General features: G+C 54.8%; 15 protein-coding genes and 1 pseudogene. 8 read left to right on the top strand and 8 right to left on the bottom strand.

From position 1 onward, the window contains the following. From HDF15_RS03420 to HDF15_RS03410, 3 genes and pseudogenes are all read left to right on the top strand, one after another. Positions 1 to 116: pseudogene (locus HDF15_RS03420) on the top strand (IS5/IS1182 family transposase); the annotation flags it as partial. A gap of 51 nt (positions 117 to 167) precedes the next feature. Further along, entirely contained in the window at positions 168 to 836 is a 669-nt protein-coding gene (locus HDF15_RS03415; RefSeq protein ID WP_184252852.1) for an MOSC domain-containing protein, read from the top strand. 185 nt (positions 837 to 1,021) lie between these two features. Then, the gene (locus HDF15_RS03410) at positions 1,022 to 1,486 is read left to right on the top strand and encodes a hypothetical protein (protein WP_184252851.1); all 465 of its coding nucleotides are present in this window, start codon (positions 1,022 to 1,024) and stop codon (positions 1,484 to 1,486) included. 19 nt (positions 1,487 to 1,505) lie between these two features. On the opposite strand, the gene HDF15_RS03405 is transcribed toward HDF15_RS03410, so the two are convergent. Next, the gene (locus HDF15_RS03405; RefSeq protein ID WP_184252850.1) at positions 1,506 to 4,823 is read right to left on the bottom strand and encodes a TonB-dependent receptor; all 3,318 of its coding nucleotides are present in this window, start codon (positions 4,821 to 4,823) and stop codon (positions 1,506 to 1,508) included. A 217-nt stretch (positions 4,824 to 5,040) separates the two neighbouring features. After that, the gene (locus tag HDF15_RS03400) at positions 5,041 to 6,354 is read right to left on the bottom strand and encodes a hypothetical protein (RefSeq protein WP_184252849.1); all 1,314 of its coding nucleotides are present in this window, start codon (positions 6,352 to 6,354) and stop codon (positions 5,041 to 5,043) included. Between the two features lie 224 nt (positions 6,355 to 6,578). On the opposite strand from HDF15_RS03400, the gene HDF15_RS03395 reads away from it, so the two are divergent. Next, positions 6,579 to 8,072 (top strand): sulfatase, encoded by a 1,494-nt coding sequence (locus tag HDF15_RS03395; RefSeq protein ID WP_184252848.1) that lies wholly within the window; start codon positions 6,579 to 6,581, stop codon positions 8,070 to 8,072. A gap of 63 nt (positions 8,073 to 8,135) precedes the next feature. On the opposite strand, the gene HDF15_RS03390 is transcribed toward HDF15_RS03395, so the two are convergent. Further along, a complete protein-coding gene (locus HDF15_RS03390) occupies positions 8,136 to 8,597 on the bottom strand; it encodes a cupin domain-containing protein (protein ID WP_184252847.1) in 462 nt (153 codons plus the stop codon). A gap of 175 nt (positions 8,598 to 8,772) precedes the next feature. Then, complete coding sequence (locus HDF15_RS03385) at positions 8,773 to 9,216, bottom strand: CHRD domain-containing protein (RefSeq protein ID WP_184252846.1); 444 nt, start codon at positions 9,214 to 9,216, stop codon at positions 8,773 to 8,775. Positions 9,217 to 9,953: 737 nt separating this feature from the next. Here HDF15_RS03385 and HDF15_RS03380 point away from each other — a divergent pair. Next, positions 9,954 to 13,238, top strand: coding sequence for a TonB-dependent receptor domain-containing protein (locus HDF15_RS03380; RefSeq protein WP_184252845.1), 3,285 nt, complete (start codon positions 9,954 to 9,956; stop codon positions 13,236 to 13,238). Positions 13,239 to 13,347: 109 nt separating this feature from the next. On the opposite strand, the gene HDF15_RS03375 is transcribed toward HDF15_RS03380, so the two are convergent. The 3 genes from HDF15_RS03375 to HDF15_RS03365 form a co-directional block, all read right to left on the bottom strand. Next, on the bottom strand, positions 13,348 to 13,848 hold the full coding sequence (locus HDF15_RS03375; protein ID WP_184252844.1) for a rhodanese-like domain-containing protein: 501 nt from the start codon (positions 13,846 to 13,848) through the stop codon (positions 13,348 to 13,350). Between the two features lie 200 nt (positions 13,849 to 14,048). Further along, a complete protein-coding gene (locus HDF15_RS03370; protein ID WP_184252843.1) occupies positions 14,049 to 15,428 on the bottom strand; it encodes a DUF1501 domain-containing protein in 1,380 nt (459 codons plus the stop codon). Positions 15,429 to 15,464: 36 nt separating this feature from the next. Then, positions 15,465 to 18,590, bottom strand: coding sequence for a PSD1 and planctomycete cytochrome C domain-containing protein (locus tag HDF15_RS03365; RefSeq protein WP_184252842.1), 3,126 nt, complete (start codon positions 18,588 to 18,590; stop codon positions 15,465 to 15,467). Between the two features lie 730 nt (positions 18,591 to 19,320). On the opposite strand from HDF15_RS03365, the gene HDF15_RS03360 reads away from it, so the two are divergent. Together HDF15_RS03360 and HDF15_RS03355 are read left to right on the top strand one after the other, a co-directional pair. Further along, on the top strand, positions 19,321 to 19,902 hold the full coding sequence (locus HDF15_RS03360; protein ID WP_184252841.1) for a biotin transporter BioY: 582 nt from the start codon (positions 19,321 to 19,323) through the stop codon (positions 19,900 to 19,902). Then, positions 19,899 to 20,333 (top strand): DUF1284 domain-containing protein, encoded by a 435-nt coding sequence (locus tag HDF15_RS03355; RefSeq protein WP_184252840.1) that lies wholly within the window; start codon positions 19,899 to 19,901, stop codon positions 20,331 to 20,333. The genes HDF15_RS03360 and HDF15_RS03355 overlap by 4 nt, the downstream gene beginning before the upstream one ends. Here HDF15_RS03355 and HDF15_RS03350 read toward each other — a convergent pair whose 3' ends face one another. Continuing rightward, a complete protein-coding gene (locus tag HDF15_RS03350; protein ID WP_184252839.1) occupies positions 20,334 to 21,263 on the bottom strand; it encodes a LysR family transcriptional regulator in 930 nt (309 codons plus the stop codon). Between the two features lie 903 nt (positions 21,264 to 22,166). Between HDF15_RS03350 and HDF15_RS03345 the strand changes: the two genes are divergently transcribed. Beyond that, on the top strand, positions 22,167 to 25,937 hold the full coding sequence (locus HDF15_RS03345; protein ID WP_184252838.1) for a carboxypeptidase-like regulatory domain-containing protein: 3,771 nt from the start codon (positions 22,167 to 22,169) through the stop codon (positions 25,935 to 25,937). Positions 25,938 to 26,008 lie beyond the last annotated feature (71 nt).

Here is a 26,008-nt window from a genome sequence, read left to right as displayed (position 1 = left end):
AGCGGTTGTTCCGCAGGCTCAAGGGCTTCCGAAGAATCTTCTCCCGCTTCGAGAAACTGGACGTACTCTTTATCGGCTTCCTCCACTTCGCACTCATCGTCGAAGCGCTCAGATAGCGTGAACACGCCCTAGATGCTTTGCACAGTCAGCTTAGGGGGCCCGGGATCATGATTGCCGAAATCGTATCGGTAAATATCAGCAGTCTGCAAAAGATGTGGTGGAACGGCCAGGAGATCCTGACCGGAATCCACAAGAGCGCAGTCAGCCATCCTGTTCAGGTCGAAACACTGAGCATCGTTGGTGACTCGCAAGCGGATCTGGTAAATCATGGCGGAAAGGATAAAGCCGTCTATTTTTATCCCTCCGAGCACTTTCCGTTTTGGGCCGAAGTTCTCGGTAAGCCGCAACTCCATCCGGGTGACCTGGGTGAGAACTTCACGTCGAAGGGCGTCCTGGAAACCGACGTCTTCATTGGGGATACCTGGCGTGTGGGAACAGCGCTCGTGCAGATCACCCAGCCTCGCAGCCCTTGCTACAAACTAGCGATCAAGCATGAACGTGCCGATCTCGTCACGAGGTTCCTGGAGGCGACGAAGCCTGGTTTCTATGCCTCCGTATTGCGGGAAGGGGTCGTCCGGGCTGGGGATTCCATGGAACTGGTCTCCCGGGAACAAGACCAGATCACGGTGGCTGATGTATTTCGTTTGGCCGTTGGCTTCGAACCGGAGGTGAAGCTGCGGTCGGCGATTCGAGACTATGATCTGATCCCGGAGTTTTGGCGAAAAAAGGTCAGGGCGCACGGTCCGGCGGTGGAGAGCATAGCGCTCGCAAGTTAGCTCCTTGTACGGAACAGAGAATAAGAAGGTGAAGGAGCGCCGTGGCCCGGGTTTTGGGCGACCAGGGATAGCTCCGCCTGCGGAGATGTATGTTCTTTGTCATCGTGGGAAACCCACGGATGTAAGAACTATAAAATCAAACCAGAATCAGCTAACGTGCATTTACCCAAGGAGTTCAATCTCTGATGTCAGCTACGCCTGCCAAACCGCTAGACTCCGAGAGTCCGCTATCGAAGGCGATGCCAGATGAGACTGGAACGACACGAGAGGTGATTGCCTGGTCCAGCTTCTTCTTTGCCCTTCTTCAAAGCGTCTGCACATTCTTTGCGGCTCTTGACGGTCTCCGGCTCGCGATTGGGATAGGTTCTCTTGCTGTGAGTGCCGGCGTCGGAACGGCGATGGATCGGTTTCATCAGGACTGGATTCGGGTCCCAATGATGGGACTTGCGTTGGTTGGCTCCTTGCTGAACCTGGTGATCCTGGCGCAGGTTCGTCATCTGCGTAATCGCCCGGCCTCGCAGTGGCGTCGAATTCCGTTGAGCCCTCACAAGATTCGGATGGAACGAGTGCAAATCGTCTTGTCCATCGCCACCCTTGTTCTCATCGGGCTTGAAGAGTATCTGCATCTCCGTTGGTGCGGGCATCTGTAGGTATCGTCATGAAACTGCTCTAGAACGTAATCTTTGCCGCGAATTGGAATTGTCTGGCCGCCGAGCCAGCGGTCGTCGAGGTGCTGATGCCGAAGTTTCCTGCATTGGTCGCTTCGAATCTGCCATTTGCATCAGGCGTCGGGCTGTAGCTGGAGATCTGGCCGCCAGGTTGAGCAAAGTTCGGAGTGTTCGAGATGTTGAAGCACTCAGCGCGGAACTGAAGATTGAGGGAGTTGTGCAGCGGAACCGTCTTGAACAACGAGAGGTCTGTGCGTCGTTGATGAGGGCCGTGTATGAAGTTGCGACCGGCGTTGCCGGCTGTGCCAAGGGCCTGGCGGGCAAAGGCCGCCGGATTCAGGAATCCAGTCGTGGCGCTGGGGTGAGCGAGGAAGGGCGATCCAATACGATCAGGGCGATCGGATGTTACCGTTGCCAGATTGATGTAGGCGCGCCCATTCTGCGTCACGCCGCTGGTGATAGAGAACGGCGAACCCGTCTGCCAGAAGCTCAACCCATTCACCTGCCAGTCGCCCAGCGCGAGTTTGGCCAGACGGTTGGTCCCGTGGAACGGAATCGCATAGTTTGCGGTGACGGCGATCCGATCCCGGACATCGAGGATCGAATTTCCGTAGTCATAGGTGCTGATCTTCGTTGGCTGCAAGCCGTATCCTCCATCGCCATCTGTTGACTGGTTATCGGTATCGTCCAGTGCATGCGCGAGAGTGTAGTTTGCGTTGAGTGTCAGGCCGTGATTCAGGCGCCTTTCGAAGGTGGCCTGGAGCGAGTTGTAACTTGAACTGGCGAAGTCTCCGAAGTATTGAATCGTGTTCACATTCGGAAGCAGCGCCGCATAGACCGGAGACGGTACGGTTGCCGAGCCACTCGGGCTTGGCAGATTGACGTTGGGAATCATCGCTGCCAGGTGGCGGCCCAGTTCACCCACATATCCGATGGTGACGACGTTGCCGGAGAAGTCGCGTTGGAGGAGCAAGTTGAATTGCTCGACGTATGCCGTCTTATAGTCGAAGGGTTTCGCTGCTACAGATCCGGACAGGGCTGTTGTCGATGGCGTGGAGACTGCAACGACTCCAGCCGATAGCGGTGTCGTCGACGTGACCGTGCCGGTCGCAAAGCTGTATGGAGGATTCAGAAGTTGGAAGGCGTTCTGGACGTCGCTGGCGTAGAACGTCATTCCGAAACCGCCGCGCACAACCATGTGTGGCGTGATGGAGTCGGCAAAGCCGAATCGAGGTGCCAGATTCGCATGGTTTGTTTGAATGCCACCAGTGTTTGAGGTGATCAGGGTTCCCGTAGAAAAGTCGAGATCGGAGTTGAATCCATCTTTCTCGTTAGGGGCGGTGAACACATCGTAGCGGAGACCGAGATTGAGGGTGAGGTTCGGCCTTATGCGCCAGTCGTCCTGAACGAACATGCTTGGCTCCCACGTCCGCACGTGCGGACGGCGTGTCAAGCCCTGCCGTTGATAGTTGAAGGGATCGCCGGCAAAGAACTCTGCGAGTGCCGCCTGAGGCGTAGCGCCGTTGAAGGAGATACTCGGCTTGCCGTAATTCTGCTGCAGATTGCTGACAAGACGCCGAATCAGGGCACCCCCGACTTTGATCGTTTGGGAGCCGCGTATGTAGGTGAGGTTTCCCGCGTACTGGTAGTTGCTTTCGGTCAGCAGGATCGGCAGAAAATTTCCATCGCCAATGCCTGAGTAGCCGCCCCCGGGCGCGATCGGTGCCAGGCCTGAGCAATCCAGACAGGTGTTTGCGTTGGGGATGGCATAGGTGGGCGTGTCATTGAGGTTTGTACCGGAGTTCAAGGCCGTGACCTGATCGAGGAACAGGGTGTAGCCAGTTCTCAACTCCAACAGCAGTCGTGGTGAGAAGACATGGGAGTAGTTCAGTTGGCCATTGTTGGTCGTAATGATCGAGGTGCCGGGGAAGGTGCCGGCGGTTCCGCCAGGCTGGATCGAGCCAACCGACGGCAACTGTCCTGGGACGAAGGTCTTCACGTTGTTATAGGAGTAACGACCGAACAGAATATCCGTAGGACTGAAGTGGTGGTCGATCCGGAGATCCCCGAGCGTTGTGCTCTGTGTGCGAGCAGGATCAAACAGGAAGTTGTTGGAAGGAACGCTTACTCCAGGTGTGAAAGATGTGCCGGGCTGGTTGGGTGCAGGATACAGCTTGAAGTATGCCAGCGCAGTGGGGTCGATCTTGGTGACAAGAGGACCACCGACGTCTGTGAGGTCGCCTGGATGCTGCTCTTCATACAGAGTTGGGACCGTAGAGGTGTAGACCGTGCCCGTTGCATCCACCTGGCGGAACTCCTCCAAATCGGCGAAGAAGAAGGTTCTGCCGTGGAGGATGGGACCACCGATACTTCCACCAAACTGGTTCTGCCGGAGCTCTGGCTTGTGAGGGAGTGTGGACGATCGCGCGAAGTAGTTACGGGCATCAGTCACGTCGTTGCGCAAGAACTCGTAGAGTGAGCCGTGAAAACTGTCGGTTCCAGATTTGGTGAGGATGGTTACAGCCGCTCCGGCGGTGCGGCCAACCTCAGCGGTATAGGTGTTCGTGTCAACGCGCACCTGTTGAATCGCCTCGACCGATGGCCGCAACAGGATGAGGCCCTTATAGCGCTCGTTGTTGTCGAGGCCATCGATGAGCTGGTTATTCAGCAGCTCATATTGCCCGTTCGCGGAGATGGAACTTGACTGGCGACGATCATCCGGCCGGTTGCCGCTGGTGAGCGAACTGGGGCTTCCGGCATTCGCTCCTGGCGCTACCTGGACGAGCCCAAAGACGTTGCGGCCGTTCAGGGGAATATCGGAGATGGCCTTCGCCTCGATCGACGAACCGACGTTGGTGCTGTCGGTCTGCAGAGCGCTTGGCTGGGTAGTGACCTCAACGGTCTCGGTCGTCTCGCCTATCTGCAGGGTGGCATCGACGCGGGCTCTATCGCCGGCGATCAGAACGAGTGAAGGATTGGAAAAGAACTTGAATCCGCTCATGCCGATGCCAAGGCGATAAGTGCCTGGCTGTAACTGGGTAAAGGTGTAGGACCCGTTTTCTCCCGAGGTCGCCTGTTGGTGGACATGGGTTCCTAAGTTCTCCAAGCGCACCTTGGCGTTGGGAATAGCCGCGCCGGTGGAGTCGGTGACGTTGCCGAGGATGTCTCCGGTAGCGACTTGCCCTTCGACGAGGGGGGCCATACAGACCAGAAGAAGAACTACGAACAGACGGGTCGCGATCCGTGCCGCCCTGAACGGGAGATTACAGATCACCTGCGCTCGGATGAAGGAGTGGCGGTTTACATCCTGTCGGTCCATAGAGGATTTCTCTTTTCTTGTGTGAAGTCTGCCGGCAGCAGTTGCGCCTCGGCTCCTCGCTGGCGAATTACGCCAGCGTTTCGGAGCGAAAGAAGACGCACCTCTTTAGCGGCCACCATCCTAGGAGCCGATTTGTACGGCATGAAAGGGGAATTTCCGGGGAAGTTCGAGCTTTTACGGGGAAAGTGCTGTGTGGAGGCAGGGAATCGGGATGCTGCTAAGAGGAAGGGGTAATAGCGCGTTGGGCGACTACTCGTATGTTCCCGGGAACTGCGTTAATTCCCTTTACCTCAAGAACGACCTCGAACGACGGTAGTTGCGCGAGGGAGCTGACTTGAAAGCGACGCAGCAGGTCATTCAGGAAATCCTGTGAGATCAGGTAATCTCCGCCTGCCTCGAGCGATTCCAGGCTGTTCGCTCCGACCAGGACGACCTGGCCGCTCTTGTTCAGGTTCGGCAAGACTGCGATCCGAACGTAGGTGATGGTCTGGCCGTTCTTCTGACGGGGTACGAAGGTCGCAGGCTCGCCCGGTTGGGGATGGCGATTGAGAATCACTGACCCGGCTGGGTTGTCCGGAGGGGGAACCAGTTGAAAGTTGAGCCGGTCCTCAAACAACTGACCCCAGGGATTGATCCAGGGGCCACCGAGCAGGATCATATTCCCACTTTGGAAGTCTCTCAGGCTCAGATCGTGAGGGTGTCTTATAGAGACAACCACCGGAGCGGCGGCTTTTTGAATGGTCGCTGCGACGATCGCGGACGTGAGAGTGGTTTCTGTCGTGCCGCTTGCATATTTCAACGCCCCCGCAGAAAGGTTATCCACGGCGTTCGGTTGGGACCGGACGTACGAGCGATCAATATAGGAGTCGAGCGAAACCTCCTTCTTGAAGATCTCGCGATAGGCCTGCAGATTGGAATCAGTGACGACAACGGTCAGCTGGTTGCCGTGCTGGACCAGCATCTGTAGCAGGCCCGAACTTTCTTGAGATCCGGCTCTGGCAGCGTTTCCGAATTCCACCCTATAGAGGGTGTAGCTGAGGGCTAGTGAGAGCACCAGCAAAGCACCGGCGACCAGCCAGCCGATTCCAACCCTGGAAGACAGCGAAGGCGGAGGAGTAGGATCGGTTTCAAGAGCCTGTAGCAGTCTGGGCGGTGTTGCTGCTGCAGGCGTGCCGGATCCTGGGTGGCCTGCCTCGCGGGGAACAAGAAAGGGAATGTACTTGCCCTTGGGGATCTCGAGAATGTAGGTCTCGTGCTTTCCCTCGGTGCGATAGAACTCTTCGAGACGGGTGCGAAGGTGACGAAGTGTGACGCGGACGATGTTATCGTCACCCGGATTGTACCCAACCGGTTTGCCGAATACAGCTTCCCCAATGCTCTGTTCGGTAATCTCGTTGGATCGGCCTTCTATAAAAGCGTCGACCAGATACCGAAGGACGGCACATAAGCGAGGAGCCCGTGTCATCGTCTCGCTTTCGAGTAACCGCGCGAGCGAGGCTCGTTCTTCTTCACGGAGTTCCGTCTTTGCCACTAGGGTCCTTGAACTGGCCAAGTCTTTGCAGGCCTTAGGCATCCAGACGATCTCGAAGGAGATACGTCATATCAGCCTAATTTTACAGGGAATCCGAGTACGATTCTCGGGAAATTCCCCTTCCGCACAGAATGCGAAGAGACGTAGCATCGCTGGTGTTGGTGCTTAGAGCTCAGTGCGTGGCGAGTAGGGAACGAACCTAATTAGCTGAGGAGTATTTTCGAATGCCGATCGATCGACGTAGTTTTATGAAGACGCTGAGTGCGGCGTGTGTTGTGCCGTTGAGCCCGGAAGCAAAAGCCAGTCAACCCGAGACCGCCGTCGTGACCGGCCAGCGCCGTCAGAGATCGCACTCTCCCAATGTGATCGTGATGATTTGCGATGACCTCGGCTATGGCGATCTCGGCTGCTATGGGTCTCACCTGCCTACGCCGAATCTCGATCGCATGGCTCTTGAGAGCACTCGGTTCACCCATTTCAACGCGGCACATCCGATCTGTTCGGCTTCCCGCTCCGCTCTGCTTACGGGAAGGTATGCTCAACGAACGCATACGCAAGGCGCCTATTTTCCGCATTCGAAGACGGGGATGTCGCTTGATGAAGTTACGTTGGCGAACGCCTTCAAGGGCGCGACTTATGCGACGAAGTGTATCGGCAAGTGGCATCTTGGCGACGCACCGGAGTACCTGCCCACGAATCGTGGCTTTGACTCTTACTTCGGGGTGCCCTACAGTGTCGACATGCAGCCGTTGCCGCTTCTTCGCGATCTCACGGCTTTGGAGCCGGAGACCGATCGCGACGACCTCACGAAGCGATACACCGAAGAAGCGGTTCACTTTCTGGACAACGCCGGAGAGGGTCCTTTTTTCCTCTACCTCGCCTACTCCTATCCCCACGATCCAGCGCGAGCCTCGAAGGAGTTCCAAGGCAAATCGCATTTCGGAGATGTCGGAGACGCGGTGATGGAGATTGACTGGAGCGTCGGAGAGGTGATGAAGACGTTACGGCAGAGAGGTTTGGATTCGGATACGGTCGTCTTCTTCACCAGCGATCATGGGCCATGGTTTCAAGGCAGCCCCGGAGGTTTGCGGGGGCGCAAGGCGTCCACGTTCGAGGGGGGCTTCCGCGTTCCGATGCTCGCACGATGGCCCGGCCAGATTCCTGCAAACCGTGTCGTCAGCGATTGGGGTTCGAACCTCGATCTGTTTCCGACGCTTGCTGGCCTTTGCGGTCTCAAGCTCCCGGAGCATCCGTTGGATGGGGCCGATATCAGTCATGTTCTCTTCAAAACAGGGAACGAAGAGGTAACGCGGAAACCTATTCTCTACTTCAGTCCGATGAGTGCGCAGGGAGCCGATCTGCACTGCGTTCGGGAGGGCGATTGGAAGCTGCGAGTCGCGCAAGGAGGAGGGAATATCTATATCAATGACAGCGGCTCCAGAAGCGAGAGTGCTTGGCTTCCGCGCCCTGAACTCTACAATCTGGCGATCGATCCGGGAGAGAGCTACGATGTAGCAAAACAATATCCTGAGCGGGTTCAGCAGATGCTGGCAGATATCGAAGCCCTCATGCCGACCTTTCCACCCGACATCATCGCTGCCTACACTGCGCTCAAGCGCAATGTAGCAAGCCGGACGACACCCCCGGGCGCGGCGTTCCGGCAGAAGACGAATGCTCCGTTGCCGGAATGGGCCTGGGAACCGCAGGATCGCCGCTGAAGGGATGGCTGAATTCTTTGTTACTAGTTAACCGAAGAGTTATCTAGCTGCGGGGACTTCGAGTTAGTACTCTGCTTTCTCTCCCTTAGCAGGGATTGAAGTGGGAACGCCGGGTGTGCCTGCATAGGTGATGAGCAGCACGGTGGGTTCGTCTCCCGACTCGCCCCGATGGACAGCGTCTACCGATTCTCCGACGGCCGCTCCCTGATGGACGACCTGGGTCTTGCCGCTGGCTTTGTCGTGCAGGGTGAGCGTGCCGGAAAGTACGTAAACAACATTGGGGAAGGGGTGGGTGTGCCACGGCAGAGCGCTGTGCGGTGCGATGGTCAGCTTGATCATGGTGAGTTGCGGCTGGCCTGTGGGGTAGTGCGTATAGGGCTTGCCGTTCCACGATTGATTTGTTTGCAGCAGGATTTCGCGTTTGCCGCTTGCAACGGATGGAGCACCGTTTTGAGCGAGTAGAGCCGTGAGAGAGGCTCCGGTGAGTACGGCCACGATTCCTGCATTGCGATATTTAAAGACCATCTGGATTCTTCCCCTGTTTGTTGGTGATTCGATAGAGCAGGCTACAGCCATTTCTGTAGCTACGATGTCATTCTTTCATCTCTGAGGCTCGAGGACTTCCCCTTGGGTTGAAGAGGAAGTCCTCTGCGGAGCACTGAGCAGGTCTGCAGGTTGCCGTATCAGGCAGCTAAATGGATTACTCCGACTTCACAATCTGGCCGCGAATTTCACCGCCCGGATTGGCAGACGTATGGAGGTTGAAATACCACTTCCCATCGAGCAAGTCTTTGGACTGTTCCGGTGTCAACGTCACCTTGCCGTCAACCGGACTAGTGATGGGGCTCCCTTTGATTGGGACCTGGGGCTTTGCATTGGCTCCTTCGAGTGCCGGGCCGTGGAAGTGTGCCGCGACCACGGGGCCGGTAAGACCGCTGAAGTCAATGTGGTACGTCAATTCGTTCGTGTCGGTGTTCAGCGTAGCGGTCAGGTGGCCTGTTCCGGCGCTGTCCTTTGGGGGAACTTCGGTGGAGGCCTTCAATTCCGCCTGGAGATGGAGCGTTGCGGCGTGGGAGGCGATGGAGACGAAGAGCAGCGCGGAAGCGGCCACGGCTGTACGGATAAGTCTGGATATCTTTTTCATGTGAATTCTCCTTGAGGTTGATATTGGGGATGAATTGCGAACGATACAGGATCGGCACAAAGGGAGGACGATTGGTCCGACAGTATTACGATGCCTGCGCCATGCCTAAACGCCGCAATGGAACGAAGCAAAAGTTTGGAAATGAGGTGGGATAGGAGCAATTGCAGGTTTGCAATCGTTTCGTGCAGCCGTTAAGGGCTAGTCCAGAAGAGGACAACAGAGGGAGTGTCGCGTTTGATGGTTCGCAAACATGGTGTGCCTTAGAAGCTAACGTACTTTCATTCCTTGTGCAATCCAGTACCTGGTAGTAACTAATCTTTCGAAGGGATGATGATGCTCTATAGCTCCACAGAGATAACTCCTCCAGCAGTTACCAACTATTGGAGGAGTTATCGCCGAAAGATGGATAAAAGCATTGCAATCCGGAAATATTTTTAGTAGTATTCGGGAAATGCAATATTTGACGAAAATTTCTCTACGTTGTTGCCCGAACTTCCTGCAATCAGCAGATGTGAGCGGCTTCGTGGAGAGCGTCATCCAACCTATCTAGCAGTCCGGCAGACCTATAGGTCTGTGCTGCATAGGCCCACGAGATCCTCTCGTGGGCTTTTTCATTTTTACAACTAAAAATTCTGGAGGCAGGTGTGAGGCTTATTTCTATAAGCAGGCGCGTAGTTGCGTTTGTGCGTCCTGTTGTACTCATTGCATTGGTATCGATTGGTTTCAATGCAGTTCGAGTGAATGCCCAAAATGCAGCATCCATCTCGGGCGCCGTTCAGGACACCCAGAAGGCGCAAATCCCTGGTGCTCGGGTGGTCGCGATACGGGCGGAAACAGGCGATATCCATGAAACAAGCTCCGATGGCTCCGGGTTCTTTTCTTTTCCTGTGCTGCTTCCGGGACACTACAACCTGAAGGTTGAAAAGGATGGATTCAGTCCCCAGGTACAGTCCGGTGTACAGATCTTTACCGGAGGTACAACGCCGGTGAACTTTGTTCTGGATCCAGGACAGGTGGAAGAGCGTATCGATGTTCAGGGGGACGTTGCTTTGCTGCAGACTGCAACCTCGGCGGTTTCGGATGTGATTGAAAACAAGACCATCGTCAACTATCCGCTGGTGGATCGTCGCGCAACTCAGTTGCAGCGGCTCAACGGTTTTGTGATTGGTGGTGGTACTGGTTCCGGTGCTTATTTTGCGATCGCCGGCGGTCGCGGGGGCAATGCAAACTACACGGTCGATGGCGGCACGACACAGAACCTGTTGCAAGGCGTGCCGACGCAGATGTTCGATCTTCCTATCGACTCGCTCCAGGAGTTCAGCTTGAGTGTGAGCAACTACACCGCTGACCAGGGACGATCGAGTGGCGGCATTATTCAGATGACTACCAAATCCGGCACCAATCAGCTCCACGGCAGCGCCTATATCTACTATCGCAGCCAAAATCTGCAGGCGATCCCCGAGTTCGCGCCGATCAGTCCTATTACAAATAAGCCTATCAACGCTCCTTTGAGCTACAAGCTGTTCGGAGCCAGCATCGGAGGCCCGATCAAAAAGGGCAAGACCTACTTCTTCTTTACCTACGAAGGGAAGGTGGAGACGACGACCAGCATCCTCTCACTCAATGTGCCTACAGCCGCGGAGCGCATCGGAGATTTCTCGGCCATCTCTACCCCCGTTATCGATCCTCGCACCGGAAAACAGGCCATAGGAGACAACGGAACCCTCAACGTACTACCCAGCTCTGAAATCGACCCGTATGGGCTAAAGTTGGCTTCCTATTATCCGCTGCCGAATGTTCCCGGAGCGGCGATCAACAATAACAATTTCGCGGCCAATGATTCGGATGTGCAGCTTTATAACGACTATGTCGTGCGTATCGACCACACCTTCAATGAAAGGAATTCAATCTACTTCCGCTTTTTAGCACAGCCCGATCATGAGAATACGTTGGATGTCTATCCGACAGCAGGGACGGATGGCTATGGCTCTCTTTCCCATAACTTTTACTACAACCCCTCCGCAACCTGGAATCACGCCTTCACTTCTGCGCTGCTCAACGAAGCGCGCTTTACGTTTACCAACCGCCAGGGCCTGTCGATCAGTCATGGGGTCAATGCCGCAGCTGCCACGCAACTGGCGCTCCCTGGGACGAATCCTACTTTCTTCCCTGGAGCCACCCTCACCGGTCTGGCTGCCATTGGCAATACCTCGCAGCAGCAGCGGCTGCAAACCCCCATCATCAGCAACGAATACACCGATAATCTCTCCTGGCAACGGGGGAATCATCAGTTGAAGTTTGGAGTTGACTACCGTACTTCCGCAGACGGTGACTTGTACTCTCCTTCTGCTGGTGGTTTCTTTACCTTCACTCCTGCCGGCGCCAGTGCCAACTCGGCCGCAGGCAGTCTGGCGAATCTATTGTTGGGTGTTGTCAATACCGCCAGCCGTCAAGAGACGGAGTATCTATACTCGGCAGCCTGGAGTTGGGGGCTCTACGCGCAGGACAACTGGCACGTGAACAATAAACTCACCTTGAACTACGGGTTGCGTTGGGATGTTGACTCCCCTCGCTATCTGGAGAACAACCGCCAGAATTCGTTTGATACAAAGGCGATCAATCCGGTCTCCGGAACACCTGGCGTGATTACTTTTTCAGGGATCAATGGACAGAGCCGTTATGCCAACAACTTTGACGATCATCTCTTTGGGCCGCGTTTTGGTTTTGCCTATACTCCACGGGAGCACACAGTCGTTCGTGGGGGAGCGGGAATTCTTTACCCTGGTGAATACGATCAAGCCACTCCGATCGTTCTCAACACCGGGTTTTCCAATGCCGTCACGATTAATTCTCCGAACTCCGTTGCGGGCACGCCGGCCTTCCTGCTCAAGAACAACGGCACCCAAGGGACGGGCCTGGCTGTATTTCCGACGATTTCTCAACTGACGCCTGGATACGGTGCTGTCGCGGCACCTTACACCGCGCCCTATATTGCGCCGCAGTTTATAGCACCCAAACGCCTAACCGGATATCTGTATCAGACCAACCTTGATCTACAGCATGAGTTTGCAGGCAACCTGCTTCTTGATATCGGATATCTCGGAACCTTTGGCCATCGCCTGGCCAGTCCCTTTGCGGAGAGCATCAACCAGATCACCCCTGCAAATCTGGCTACCTTGGCCAACGGAACCGCAACGGTAAAGCCACAAGCCTTGCGTCCTTTCCCTCAGTTCAGTAATGTGCAGAATCTCTATCCTGATATCGGGCAGTCTCGTTATAACGGCATCAATATCGGTGTGCAGAAGCGATATAGCCACGGGTTCCAGTATCAGTTGAACTACACCTACTCGAAGTTCATCGATAATGAAGAGTCGCGCAGTGAACTGGCCGGTTATCCCGGCATAGATACCTATACGGATTATTACAACCCGAAGGATCGCTTTGGTCTCTCCGGTAACGACGTTCGCAATCGGCTCATCGCCAATGGGGTGCTTGAGTTGCCGTTTGGCAGAGGGAAGCTAGTGAACGTGCAATCCGGCTGGCTGAATGAGGTTGTTGGCGGATGGTCTATCAGCGGTCTCGCCGAGATCCATTCGGGCACGGCGCTCAGCGTGATCGATGCAACCAATAACACGGGCAGCTACTCCGATGGCGTGCGGCCTAACCTGACCGGTAATCCGAACGGTCTATCGAAGTCCAGATCTCGGGCGGCTAAAACGGCTGAGTGGTTTGATACAAGCGCCTTTACCCAAAATGCCGCGTATACCTTCGGCAATGCACCCCGCACCTTTGGCCGTGGACCTGATCTGGTAACCGCCGATCTCACATTGCTCAAGAGAGTAGCGATCCACGAACAGCAGGGAATCGAGTTTCGCCTGGAGGATTTTAACGCCTTCAACCATGCAAACCTGGGTAATCCCAATACAGTTTTTGGTAATGCAAACTTTGGCAAGATCAGTACGTTGCAATCTGGAACTACCGGTTCCAGAACATTACAGCTTGCTGCTCATTACACCTTCTGATCTGCGCGGGCTGCGATTGAAGAGGTCGGGAGAGAAAAGAAGATGCCCCAGCAGAGAATCTCTGCTGGGGCATCTTCTTTTTTTGGTAGAGCTGTTATGGCATATCGATTTATTTGCCTTCTGTAGCGGCTACAGCATGAGTTGCACTGGTCTGTTCTGCGGTGGGCTTGGGTACAGCGATCTTCAGCAGTGCTCCACCTTCGGTCTCATAGGTCTGCGCGCCGATGGCTCCTGCTACTTCGAAACCATTCTCTGCCAGCAGGTCGGCTGCTATGGAGGCTCTCGCGGCGTGATTGGAGACTGTGATGATGAGTTTGTCTTTAGGAATTTCTCCAAGATGGATTTTCAGGTCCTTGATCTGGATGCTGAGATAGACGGGAAAGCCTCCGATCGAAGAGATCTCATCGGGTCTGCGAACATCGATGAGCAGCACTCGATCGGGATGAGCGATAAGGGCATCGAACTCTGCACGAGTTAGTTTCTTTGCCTTCGAGGCAGGTTGTGTTTCCTTCGCCTGATTGGGTTGGTGGGGAGAGACAGGGGACTGCTGTGCGAACGCTATGGTTGATAAGAAACTGATGGCGCTAATCGTCGCTATTTTCTTCAACATGATTCATCTCCTCTTTCGTTGATCTTTGGGGTTTTCGTTAAAAGGAATGGCCCGCTCTCAAGGTATTGGCGAGCGGGCCTATTGATTTGGAGGCGATAAAATCGCACCTGAACTCAGGTGAGGTGATAGGTCGCCGTCTGCCGCTTGCATAAGCGATACAGGGACGGGCAACAATCCATGCGGTGGGCGTGGTTTGTCATTTAGGCGAAGACCTGATGTTGAACGACACCCGCTACATTGGTCAGACGGAAGTCGCGGCCGGCGTAGCGGTAAGTAAGCTGCTCGTGATCGATGCCCATCAATGCCAGCAGTGTGGCGTGCAGATCATTGATGTGCATGCGACCATCGACGGCTGTCATGCCGATCTCATCGGTGCCACCGTAGCTGAATCCTTTCTTGACTCCAGCACCGGTAAGGAACATCGCGTAGCCCGTGATGTTGTGGTCCCGTCCATCGGCTCCCTGCGAGGTGGGTAGCCGTCCGAACTCCGAGCCGAAGAGCACGAGAGTATCTTCAAGCAGGCCGCGTTGCTTCAGATCTTCCAGCAGTGCGGCAGTAGGCTGATCGATTCTGCGGCTCTGTTCGATGAGACCATTGTGCAGGTTGGTGTGATGGTCCCAGCCCGGTTGGCGAATCTCGACAAAGCGAACACCTGCCTCGCTGAGCCTGCGGGCCATCAGGCACTGACGGGCGAAGGAACCCTCCAGGCCCGGCTTGACACCGTAGGCATCGAGTACATGCTGCGGCTCCTTTGAAATATCCAATAGTGCAGGCACACTATCCTGCATGCGAAAGCCCAGCTCATAGGATTTGATCACTCCGTCTACTGCTTCCGGTGCACCTGCATAGGAAGCTACTTCATGATTGAGATCCTGGATGAGATCGATCTGCTCACGCTCGAGAGCTCTGGATGTAGTCGCTGCTATATTCGGCATGCCGCCTGCATCACTTATCGCTGTTCCTTGATAGTAGGCGGGAAGAAAGGCGCTGCCATAGTTTGATGCTCCACCGAAGGCGACTGGGGGGTTGATGGTGACATAGCCGGGAAGATCCTGATTTTCTGTGCCAAGCCCATAGAGTAGCCACGAACCCATACTGGGGCGAGTCAGTGAAGCATTGGCGCTACCGGTATGCAGTTGCACAACAGCCTGCGGGTGAGCTGGCGTATCGGTGTAGAGACCGCGCAGAAAGCAGAGGTCGTCGGCGTGCCTGGCAATATTCGGCATTAATTCTGAGAACCATGCCCCGGAGCTTCCATATTGCTTGAACTTGAATTTAGAAGCAGTAATGGTTCCGCCGCCGGGCCCGGATTTGCCATCACGTTTTTTAAGCTCCGGCTTGTACTCAAAGGTGTCGACACTCGACATCGCACCTTCTTGAAACAGGAAGATAATGCGCTTGGCTTTGACTGGAAGGGGTGGGCGCTTTGGCGCCAGTGGGTTCAGAGCGTTTAGTTCAGCGGCAGAGGCCTTATTCGCAAGGGAGCCCAGAAGGCCAGCCAATGCGAGATGGCCGAAGCCTGCGCCGGCAGCACGCAGAACGTTACGACGAGTTGTGATGAGAGGTTTATATTCCGACATATCTGGCTTCTCCATGATCGTTTTCAAGCGTGGGTGTTACCTGACAAACTGAAAGGCCGCGGAGCCATACAGCGATTGCACAAAGGCAGCCCAAGCTGCTTGCTTTGCGGTATCCGGTAAGGGAACTGGCGAATCATCCTGTTTCTCGTTGGCGTTCTCAACCGCATCATCCTGTGCCAGGCCATCCGAGCGAACGATGCCTGCTGTGATGGAAGAATCCTGGCTTCCGACGAGTGCTGCGCCTGGCGTGGTAGCCACGGGATGCGATTTACTCCAGGTATCCGCGTAACGCGCGAGAAAAGCTTTCACTCTCGCGGTGTCTTGCGGTGTCGGACCGTGCCCAACAACTCGTTCATAGGCCTGTCGAATCTGTTCCGTATCGCTTTGAGACCGATCCGCGAGCAGACTATTGGCGAGCTTCGCGGATTGTTGGCGAACGAAGGGTGAGTTGAGCATAAACAGAGCCTGCGATGGAACAGTCGTTGAGTCACGTTGTCCAGTTACAAGCGTCTGTGTCACTGGATCGAAGGCTGCCAGTGGGCGAGGTATCTCATCCCGAAGAAGTGGCAGGTAAACACTTCTATAGTGGCTGCGATCCGCGGCGGACAGAATCGAGTGAACGACCGGACCATCGTCGCGCATCTCGATCATCCGTAGCGCCATGGAAGGCGAGCCCTTGGGGTGATCCAGACTGAGCTGGCCGGACGATGCCAGGATGCTGTCTCGAATCTCCTCCGCTTCCAGACGGCGCGGGGCGTGCCGCCAGACGAAATGATCCGCGGGATCGATGTCACGGTAGCCCGGTGGAATATCTGAACCTAGCCGATAAGCACGAGTAAGAACAATCTCCCGGACAAGCTTCTTCGTTGACCATCCATTTCGGATAAAGTCTTGCGCGAGGTAGTCGAGTAACTCCGGATTGGAGGGTTGATCTCCCGTGGTTCCAAAGTTATCCAGACTACTTACAATGCCTGTGCCGAATAGATGCTGCCAGACCCGGTTTACATACACTCTCGACGTCAGTGGGTTGTCGGGGCGAGTAATCCATTGCGCCAGTTCCAGACGTCCGCTGTGATTTGCTGGGATCTGTTGTGTATTTGGCAGGCTAACCAGCGTCAGGAATCCTCTGGGTACGGCTGGTCCATGACGCTCTTCCACCCCGCGAATACGGACGGTGGTATCGGCTATGACTCCGTCATGCACACTGTGTACGCCGTAACCACGTTCTCCCAGGTCGTTGATGAGCTGCAGATCTTCTCGGTGTTGAATAAAGTTTTGGGTGATAGTCAGGCGCCGTTGCTTCTCGGCTGCAGACAGCGGTGGTTGTACTGGATTTATCTTCTTTGAGGCCTCTTCTTTTTTCTGGATGACCTGTAAGGCGTCGAATTCTTTCTTGGCTGCGTCTGTTTCAGCTTTTAATTTGTCGATCTGTGTCTGCGGAATTGCGGGTGCTTGAGAGGCAGTGCTAAGGTAGCCGAGCTGTTTGGGCTCGTAGTAGGCCAGGCTGCTGCCACCCATCTTGCTGCCCAGGCCTGCGGCGTCTACCGTGCTGGTGAAGATGCCGGCCAACGCATAGTAGTCGGTGGCTGGAATGGGATCGAACTTATGGTCATGGCACCGGGCGCAGGATACGGTGAGGGCCATCGTGGAACGGGTAACGGTGTCGATCTGATCGTCGACGTTGTCCATCTTGAAGCGGGCTTTGAAGCGTTGGTTGACGTCCTTGGGGCCCAGGGCAAGATATCCGGTAGCTATGAGTAAGCGGTCGTGTTCAGCTGGTGTTGCAGCGGGAAGCAGATCTCCGGCTAACTGCTCCTGAAGGAAGCGGTTGTAGGGAACATCTCGATTGACGGAGTCAATGACGTAATCGCGATAGCGCCACGCATTGGGATAAGGCATGTTGCGCGAAGGGCCGGAGGACTCCGCATAACGCGCTACGTCCAGCCAGTGGCGACCCCAGCGTTCTCCAAACTGTTGTGAGGCGAGAAGACGATCTACGAGCCTGGTGTAATCCTGCGCAGAGTGGTTCTTCTGGAAGGCCTTTACCTCTGCTGGTGTAGGAGGAAGGCCGGTAAGGTCGTAGCTCAGGCGGCGAATCAGGGTAACTGGGTCCGCATCTTTGACGGGAGCTAGCTTCTTCTCTTCAAGCTTAGCCAGAATGAAATGGTCGATATTAGTCGATGACCATGAGTTATCAGCCACTGCTGGAATTGCCGGATCGGTGAGGGGCTGCCAGGACCAGTAATGAGCCCGCAGCTTTGGGTAGGCCGCTGCAAGCCGGGCAGGCGTCTGCGGGAGTTTCTCGGTCTCGTCCGGCCAGGCAGCGCCGTTTTTGATCCAGGTCTCCAGAATGGCAACTTCCTCCGGAGGAAGTGCTTCGTCGGTCTCCTGGGGCATGCGCTTTTTCGCATCGGCCGACTTGACGCGCTCGATGAGAAGACTCTTCTCCGGATGTCCGGGGATAATGACTGGGCCATCACTGCCGCCTGCGAAGATGCTGATACCTACATCGACACGCAACCCACCGGCTTCTTTGAAGGCATCCGAGTGGCAGTTATAGCAACGATTGACCAGGATAGGACGAACGTTCTTCTCGAAGTAAGCTAACTGTTCGGCTGTCGCCGGCCTTGGATAGGGAACGAGTCCGGCATGGACAGCCTGCTGGCCTGCGGTGGCACTGGAGGAGCCTGCGTTCTTACCGGCAGACCATAAGGCGCCCTGCTGGATCCAGGCCTTCAGGTCGGCAATCTCTTTTGTGGAGAGCGGTTCGTCTTCGCCTTTGGGCATGCGCGTCTTGGGGTCAGTGGACAAAACACGCTGCAAGAGAAGGCTATCGTCTGGCTTTTTGGGAATAATCGCGGGGCCTGACTTACCACCCTTCAGCAAAGCGTCGCGATCATCTACAAGCAGACCGCCGGCAGACCGCGTCTGCGTTGAGTGGCAGTCATAGCAATGATTGGTAAGAATCGGCTGAATATTCTGGTCAAAGAAAGCCGTTTGCTCCGGTGTAGGTGTTTGGGGAGGGGGCGTAGATGTTTGCGGAGAGATACGTGCGGCCGTAACCGGTGTGATCCGGTTAGAAGCGATAAGACCACCTAACAGGAGCGTAGTGACAAAGAGGCCTGCGTATACGGGCCTGACTCTCTTTAAATGTGTGTTCATGCAAACCCTTTAGGCAACACTCAAGTGCCCTGCATGTGAAGCATGCGGAGATAGGAAGTATCTGAGAGTCATGCAAGCAAACGGAGATATCCGCAGGCATGGCTGAGATCAGAGATGAATTTTAGAAGGGGGTGTTACGGGAACTAGCAACAACGGCGACGGGGAGTCGCGCTGGGAGAGAACACAGAACCAGATAGCAATGTATAAGTTTTCTGCATTGATATTGATTGAGCCACGGGCGAATAGAAAAGTCAAGGAATATTTGAATTATCGACCTGTATTTGAATGAATCGTTCGAATGCAGGTCGGTAATTCAAAATACCAAACAGGTGCTTAAGAGTTCATGGAGGGCTCTCGGCTGTCTGTTCGTCATGCTGGCTCTGGCTTTGTGTCAAGATCTCGTACGAGATCGATTCTGGGCAGATGCAAATCAGCGATCCCTTTGGATCTCTAAAAAGGCCTTGTCGAGGAGGGATACTGTGCCCCTTGGTATACCGATCCCTTGGAACCTGATGAAGACCTTAAACCCGCAACGATGTCTTTCAAGGTTAGGGAAGAGCCTCGCACGCGGCTCTGCCTCGCTGGCCTCCCGTGCCGCAGGTTTTGGCTATTGGCTCATATAGTTTAGGCTATCAACTATAAAGATCAATACGAAACCTCGATTGCTCAATCTTCAATGAAGATGCACGCTGAATAGAGCTTGCAAGAAAGAACTTGCGCGAGGTTTTCCATGCAAAACGTGACGGCTGCCCCTTCCTTTTCTCTGCTCAGCAACGAACTTCTTGCCGGAAAGATCCTCCGAGTTGCCCTAGGCACGCTTGTTCTTACGGCCTCCTCCTGGATCTCGATTCCCCTGTCTCCCATCCCCATTACCATGCAGACGTATGCGGTGATCGTGATCGGCTCGTTGTTTGGGGCTCGCATGGGGGCTATTACGGTACTGGCATGGCTGGCCGAGGCCGCGATCGGGTTCCCGGTTCTTGCCCAGGGAGCTGCTGGCCTGCCTGTATTCTTTGGGCCGTCCGTTGGATATCTTGTCAGCTTTCCTGTGATTGCCGCCTTTGCTGGCTGGTTTTCCGATCGCAAGTTCGACGGCGGACCGATCCGTTCGCTCTCCACGATGCTTGCCGCCAATGCCATCAATCTTGGTCTTGGGGTGATGTGGTTGGCCGCCCTCCTCGGGTGGCATCGTGCTGTCATCGTCGGCTTCATGCCCTTTTGGATTGGCGGGATCGTCAAGGCCGTTCTGGCGACCACTACAGTACTCCTGATCCGTGGAGGCCGCGCTCGGCGCGCAACCGACGCGCGATGACGATCAGGCTTCGTCCCCACCACCTGCTTTGCATGCTGACTTTTGTAGGGGAAGGCTATACTCCCGCTTTCGTTGAGAACCTCGAACAGGTGATCGATCGCATTGCAGCGGGTAAAGAGGGGATAGAGATCGTTGAAGGGCCTGATGACATCTGCGTAGGACTCCTGACGGAAGGGGACTGCCACTGTCATAACGCCAGCGTTTTGATCCGGGACCAGCAGGCGGCAATCGCTGTCGGCGAACTCCTGCAACAGCGGATTCACGCGGGAACGCTGTTGCAGCCGACAGACGATCTTCTTGGACGCCTGCGCCAGGCGTTTGCCTCTGGAACGATCCGCCAGGCGTGTACCGGCTGCCAGTGGTTCTCGATCTGTAGCCAGGTAGCTGGAGACGGCTTCAACGCAACGCGTCTGCTCAGTGCCGAATCCTGATTAATCGTCGCCTTCCAACTCAAAATCGCCCACCTCAGAGGTGGATGAGGAGCGGACGGTGCCTGTGGCAAGGGTAAAGAAAGCATTGCCGGCACGCGTCAGCGGCAGGTCGTTGCGCGATATGAGGGCGAGGTCACGTGGTATGTTGACCCCCTCTATATCGATGGCTTGTAAAAGTCCTCGGTTGAGTTCGTCGACGACGTTGATGCGTGGCAGGAAGCTGATCCCCAGGCCCCCGATAATCAGGCGTTTCAACAACTCGCTGGAGTCAAGCTCCATGGCAATGCGCCGGGCTGTCTTGTTCTGGACGAACAGATGGTCGATCATCTCGCGCCGGCGGCCTTCTTTGGGAACAAGAAAACCGTACTGTGCGGCATGCGACAGCGTGACGGATTCCAGAGTGGTCAGGGGATGCCCCGCAGGCACCACAAGCACCAGCTTGTCTTCGTGAACCACCTCGACGTGGAGGCGTGGGTCTTTTACGGGCAGGGAGACAATGCCGAATTCCACCTCGCGATCCAGAACCAGTGCCAGGGTTTTGGACCGCTCGGCACGAACGATGTTGAGGGCGACGCGGGGGTATTGCTTTTTGAACTTGGAGATCAGAAGAGGCAGGACGTAGAGCGCGGTGGAATCGTTTGCGCTGACTGTCAACGTGCCGCGCGGCATACGCTCCAGGTCAGCCAACGTGAGTTGGATGTGCTTCAGCTGAATCAGGGACTGTTCCGCGAAGGGTTGAAAGACCCTGCCGGCCGCGGTAAGTGTCACTTTACTGCCGCCACGGTCCAACAGCCTATGCCCGAGGTGTGTTTCGAGAGCTCTGATCTGTGCAGAGATGGAAGGCTGTGTAACGTGCAGCTTCTCTCCGGCACGCGAAAAGCTCCTCTGGCGTGCCACCTCAAGAAAAGTATTTAACCAGTCAAAATCCATTTTGGCCCTTTGCAGAGTTTATGCAGCAAGGAGTACGTGGCGTCTCAGTCCATATCCTCCCGGCTGCGCACGGGAACTTGCGTATGAACTACTCAAGGCTGCTTAGGGGGTCGTTCATACGACCCGGTTGGATTGAGTTCACCTTCGCGTGCCTGGCTCACGTTGATGAATTTCCTGGATGTTCCTATCTGTCGAACTTTACTGCCTCCTCGGCAGGGCCATGGTGAAGGGACGGCAGTGTCTTCGCCATGGGAGTCACCGCAGATCCAGCCAAATTGAAAAAGCTTTCTGCTTCAACGGTAGATGAAAAACAAATGTTGCGCATAGGAAATACTGTGAATCGCATTATAGCCTATACGGTCAATACGAAAATCCCATACTGCAAGGTCGATGGCCCGCGCAGGCCCATTTTGCAGCGCTTGAAGCGTGAGGTCTGAGAGCTTCCAGGACGTTGATTCGTCTTGGAGACAGTAGTTGAGCGCGGGTGAGGACGTGGTTGTGTAGCCGAAGGAGTGAAGGGCAAAGAAACATTCTTCCAGATTGAGCCTCAGGAGGAGTGTGCTCCGTTGGCCGCGACAAAGGTTTGCGTCTCATTATTTACTGCAAAGAAAAACAGTATCTAAATTCTCTATCCAGAGAATAGGTAAATGCCGGTTTTCTTGATTTATGCAAAGTGCCTTCGCATAATCGACTCACGGTATTTCATAAACATTAAAAAATTCCAGAGCTTTACCGACGCTGACCAGATTCAGCCAGTATTTGCCTTCCATGCCGAATGATCGTTTGGCGTGCAAAGTCCTCGTTCGTCCTAAAAACCTGCAGGGTGCTGTCGCAGCTAACACTGCGCATAAGCAGTTAGGCCATGCCTACTCTGCCGGCTCTGCTTTTCCATGGAGAATGTATATGCAAACTCGCTCTATTCGATATAGCACCACTCTTTTTCTTGCCTTTCTGTTTGCGGTGGGGGCCCCCTGGCTCTTAGCTCAGACGAACACGACGGAGCTATCTGGAACGGTGACAGATGCAACAGGTGCAATTCTTCCGGAAGTGAGTGTGAGTCTTTCGAATGAGGCGACTGGCAGTGTGCAGAATACGCAGACAAAGTCCAAAGGCGAATTTTCGTTTGAGCAGATACCTCCTGGGACCTATGACGTAAAGGTCGTCGCGCCGGGGTTCGCTGAACTGGATCAAAAGGTAGAACTACTGGTATCGACACCCGTCAAACTGACCTTCAAGATGACCGTAGGCACGAATGAAGTTGTGAACGTCGAAACGAGCCTGTCGGAGGTAAATACCACGGATGCCACGCTGGGAAAGGCTTTCAATAGTGCGCAGGTACAAAACCTGCCGTACCTTGCGAACAACGTTACCTACCTTCTCTCCTTGCAGCCAGGCGTTCTTGCACTGGACAGCGGTTCGCAGACCGGTGGATTGAATGCTGACCCGAGAACGGGCATTGTCAACGGCGCCCGCCAGGATCAGAGCAACATCTCGCTGGATGGAGTGGACAATAACGATCAGGTATTTGGCTATGCCTTCAACGGTGCGCTGCGCTCCACGCGCGATTCGGTCGAAGAGTTTCGGGTGACGACAACGAATGCCAATGCGGATTCCGGGAGATCTTCGGGGGCACAAGTGTCTCTCGTGACACGGAGCGGCACCAATAAATTCCATGGCAGCGCTTACGAGTATTATCGTGATCCCGGCACTACTTCTAACAACTGGTTTATTAAGCAGGCGCAGGTGAGTTCCGGAGAGCCGAACATCGCGGCCAAGGTTTTGGAACATACCTATGGAGCTTCGCTAGGGCTCCCTATCCTAAAAGACAAGCTGTTTTTCTTTGGGGCGTATGAAGGATTTAAGCAGGCGAGTGATGTCCCGGTTGGCGAGACCGTGCCGTCAATCATTGGCGGTGGCGGACTTGTCACCGGTAACGTAACGTATGAGGCCTGTCCCAGCTCGGCAAATTGCCAAAATGGAACTGCCCATAAAACACTCACTCCCGCAGACATTGCGCAGTTGGATGGAAGGGCTCTCGATTCAGCCTGCAATCCCGCTTCACTCTGCACTGCTCCGAGCACAAATGCCGCGGCCGTTGCTTACTTCAAGCAGTTTCCCATCGCTAACTCCAATGGCGCCGGCGATGGTTATAACACGGGTGGTTACAACTTCACCTCACCCGCGCCCGTTCATCAGATTACGAATATCGCTCGATTGGACTACACCATCAGCTCGCGGCAGACGCTCTTTGTGCGTGGCAACCTGCAAAGCGATAACCAGGCGACGCCGCTCCAGTTTCCCGGTTTACCTGCTGCAGCGAATATCTTTGGTGATAGCAAAGGCATTGCAGCAGGCCATACCTGGTCCATTAACGACAATATGACCAACAACTTCCGCTATGGCTTTGTACGCATGGGGAGCGCCACAAGAGGCACCGGCAGCCTGCCCAACGTCAAGTTCGGTGCTTTCGATAATTTGAATGCTACGACGACCACGACGATCTATGACGTTGTGACCAACAATATCGTGGATGACTTTACATACGTGAAGGGGCGGCACACGATACAGGTTGGTGCAAACTTCCAGATACTCTCGAACGGCGAGTACTTCGACGCCCCGCTGGTAGCGACTGCGAATGTAAGTCCCAATCTTCTGGCGACCGCAGCGATCGCCAATCAGGGAGGGAGCCTTGATCCAGCGGCTTTTGCCTGTGCCGATTGCGGAACAGTATCGGCTGCCTTCTCTAACTTCTACAACAATGCGATCATTTCGAACGTCGGAGCGATCGAGACGGCTACCTCCGGAACTGAGTTCGAGGTGAAAAATGGTTCGCTGAATCCTTTGGGGGCAGGTGTTATTCCTACCCATACCTTCCGTAACCTCGAACAGGAGTATTACGTTCAGGATCAATGGAAGGCTACGTCGCGATTCACACTAACGGTTGGTTTGCGTTATGTTCATCTTGGGGTTCCGTATGAGAAGAATGGACAGCAGATTGCCCCCACGATCTCTGCCGATACTTTTCTGGCCGATCGTACCGCGGCCGCCGAAGCAGGCACCGCGTACACTACGCGCATCGCGTTTCGTGCCTCTGGTTCTCCAAATGGTCAGCCCAACTTCTGGACTCCACAGAATCTCAACTTCGCTCCTCGTATTGCGTTTGCCTATGCTACGCCGGATAACAAGACATCGGTCCGCGGAGGCTTCGCTCTTGCCTACGATCACTTTGGCGCAGGTGTCATCGATTCTTATCAGTCAAACCCCCAGTCGCTGCTCTCGCTGTCTCAGACGAATCTTGCTACGTATACGGACATCAACTCTAACCCACGCTTTACCGGCTACCACGATGTTCCGACAGTGCCGGGAGCTACAGGATCTTTGACGTTACCGTATACGCCCGCAGATAGCCCCTTTACCTTCGATTACAGCATCAACGATCATCAGAAAACTCCTTACGCAGAGACCTTTAACCTGACGTTGGAGCATCAACTTCCCCATAGTCTGGATGTAACGGCATCGTATGTCGGACGCCTGGGGCGTCACCTGTTTGCGAATCTGGATATCGCGCAGCCAACCAATCTTTATGATCCAGCCAGTGGCCAGTCTTACTTTCAGGCGGCTACTGCCTACGATAAGATGGTTGACGCTGGGGTAGGGGCCGCGAATGTACCGGATACAGGCTACTTTCATAATATCTTCCCTAACTTCAGCTATAACGGCTATAAAGGCGCGCAGGCCTACTATGCTGTCTTCGCCAATAACCGGGGCAACGAAACAAACGTTCTCTTCCAGGCGGATACCGACCCGACTGCTTCACCGAGTGGGCAGTCCTTCCGCTACTTCTTCCCCCAGACTTCCTCTATCTTTGTCCAGTCCAGTATCGGGACAAGCAACTACAACGCCCTGCAGCTTTCTGTGCGCCAGGCTCTGAAGTACGGTCTGGAGTATGACGTGAACTACACCTACTCCAAATCGATGGATGAAGGCTCCGATCCAGAGAGAAATGGGACGACCGGAAGTCCCATCATCAACACCTTTGGCAGACATCAAATGTACGGAGTTTCGGACTTCGATGTTCGTCACAACCTCACGGCCAACTATTCCATACCGCTACCTTTCGGCAAAGGGACACCGTTTCTGAACAAGGGTGGTTTGTTGGATCGTCTCGTGGGCGGATTTCAATTGAATGGGGTCGTTCACTACAGCACGGGTTTTCCCTTTAGTGCCACGGCCTCAGGTAACTGGGGAACCAATTTCGCGTTTTCCAGCAATATGGTGGAGACCGCTCCTATCCCAACGGGCGGACATCACTATGTTGCAAGCAACCAGACCGAGACAGCACTGAATGGAATTACGTCACAGCAGGCGCATGCAAATCTTCGGTTTGCTTATGTGGGAGATAGTGGCCAGCGTAATAACTTCCGTTCTGATGGATACCTTTCCATCGACGATGGTTTATCGAAATCCTTCCATACCTTTGGCGAGCAAAGATTGAGGATCTCCGCGGAAATCTTCAATGTGATCAATACAAACCGCTTTGGGATCGTGCAGAATGACGGTACCAGCAGTAACTTTGGCGTATATCAAAATCAGCCTGCAGTCTCGACTGGTGGCCCGGGGTCGCTGCTGCTGCAGCCTCGACAGATGCAATTCTCAGGTAAGTACATCTTTTAGGGTTTATTGAAAGGGCCGGTGTAGGTCTCATTCGCACCGGCTTCATTTTCCAAAACTTAAACTCCAGTCAT

It is taken from the genome of Granulicella mallensis (assembly GCF_014203225.1).
Classification (GTDB): Bacteria; Acidobacteriota; Terriglobia; order Terriglobales; family Acidobacteriaceae; genus Granulicella; species Granulicella mallensis_A.
This window is presented reverse-complemented; position numbering and strand designations above follow the sequence as displayed.